Source organism: Laceyella sediminis, from assembly GCF_003003125.1.
Classification (GTDB): domain Bacteria; phylum Bacillota; class Bacilli; order Thermoactinomycetales; family Thermoactinomycetaceae; genus Laceyella; species Laceyella tengchongensis.
The window spans coordinates 1-1,600 of the sequence record NZ_PVTZ01000039.1 but is presented as its reverse complement, the minus strand read 5'-3'; the positions used below and the strand labels follow the sequence as shown (position 1 = coordinate 1,600).

Annotated in this window: 2 protein-coding genes and 2 rRNA genes; all 4 read left to right on the top strand. The window is 46.1% G+C overall.

Features of this window, described 5'->3' with window-relative positions; all coding sequences use genetic code 11:
• Positions 1-81, top strand: a 16S ribosomal RNA gene (locus tag CLV36_RS16865); the annotation flags it as partial.
• A gap of 372 nt (positions 82-453) precedes the next feature.
• Positions 454-1,128, top strand: a complete 675-nt coding sequence (locus CLV36_RS16860; RefSeq protein WP_106343410.1) for a uracil-DNA glycosylase — start codon at positions 454-456, stop codon at positions 1,126-1,128.
• A gap of 132 nt (positions 1,129-1,260) precedes the next feature.
• Positions 1,261-1,443, top strand: coding sequence for a hypothetical protein (locus tag CLV36_RS17070; protein WP_146130670.1), 183 nt, complete (start codon positions 1,261-1,263; stop codon positions 1,441-1,443).
• Positions 1,444-1,527: 84 nt separating this feature from the next.
• Positions 1,528-1,600: ribosomal RNA gene (locus CLV36_RS16855) — 23S ribosomal RNA — on the top strand; the annotation flags it as partial.

The window sequence follows — 1,600 nt, the reverse complement described above, 5'->3', positions numbered from 1 at the left end:
CCGCCGAAGGTGGGGCAGATGATTGGGGTGAAGTCGTAACAAGGTATCCCTACCGGAAGGTGGGGATGGATCACCTCCTTTCTAAGGAGCTCTTTCTAGAGCATAATCGATCATTTTCTTGGGTCACGTGACACTCACTCTTTAGTTTTCAGGGAATACCAAGCCCCAGCCTAAGGCTGGGGCTTTTTGATTTGCATGGAGCCGATGAACCAGGCGGAGCATACCGATCTTCATCGGGGAAGCTGTTTATGAAGCAGGCCCGAAGATGTCTGAGCGAGTGTAAACACCGCTAGAAGCCAAGATGTTAAGTGATCGGCGACTGGTGGGATTAACAGGGAATAGCATAGGGGAAAATGTGTTTGTCAAACACTTGTTCCTTTACATACCTTCTCCATCTGTGTGACAATGGATAAGTGATAACAACATTAGATCAGACGGAGAGGATCGGTTGACATGTTTACGCTTACCAATGATTGGGCCACCATTTTGCAACCGGAGTTTGAGAAACCGTACTATAAAGAATTGATTTCCTTTTTGGAAAAAGAATATGAGCAAGAAACCATTTATCCTCCTCGAGAAGATGTCTTTTCGGCTTTGAATCTGACATCATACCAAGACACCAGTGTTGTGATATTGGGACAAGACCCTTACCATGGGGCGGGACAGGCGCACGGGCTGAGCTTTTCTGTCAAGCCGGGAGTGAAACAACCCCCCTCTCTTAAGAACATTTTCAAAGAGCTACATGATGATGTAGGTTGCGAGATCCCTAACCATGGTTATTTGGTGAAGTGGGCGGAGCAGGGCGTTCTGATGTTGAACACGGTGTTGACGGTAAGGGAGAGCAAACCCAATTCCCATAAGGGTAAAGGATGGGAGAACTTTACCGACCAGGTGATCAAGGCGTTAAACGAACGGGAGCAACCGGTTGTGTTCCTGTTGTGGGGGCGGCATGCGCAAGAGAAAAAGAACTTAATCACAAATGAGCGCCACCACATTATCGAGTCGGCTCATCCCAGCCCCTTTGCGGCAAGAAAAGGTTTTTTTGGTACGAAACCTTTTTCAAAGGCAAATCAGCTTTTAAAAGAAATGGGCAGAAAAGAAATCGATTGGCAAATTCCTGCGCTCTAATTGAGGAGAGGCTTGCAAGTTCACATCGAATTTGCAAGCCTTTGATTGTGTTAGGGGGATGCGACAAAGCCATGAACAGGGAGAGCTTTTCTTAGAATGACAGAGGAAGTGAAGTAAGATAAAGAGAACTGTTTGGCAAAACCATGGAAACACCTTTCCAGTTCTGGATGTTTTGATGTGGTTAATGAAAAAACAAAAAAAGGGGTTGCATTTATTATTGAACCATGTTATATTACTACTTGTCGCCGCGATGTGGCGGTGATCACAAAGAAACGCACCTTGAAAATTAGATATGGAATAAAGCAACGAGGTTAAGAAGGAAAATCCTTCTTTGACCGTCGATGTTGCAATCACCGAGGAGATCCGAGCGGCATAGCGATATGCCGAATAAACCTAGTAGGTTAAGCTACTAAGGGCACACGGTGGATGCCTTGGCGCTAGGAGCCGATGAAGGACGGGACGAACTCCGATA

Excerpts from the sequence above, each read along its gene's own strand:
- CLV36_RS16860 (WP_106343410.1), top strand. The coding sequence starts at position 454 with ATGTTTACGCTTACCAATGATTGGGCCACCATTTTGCAACCGGAGTTT.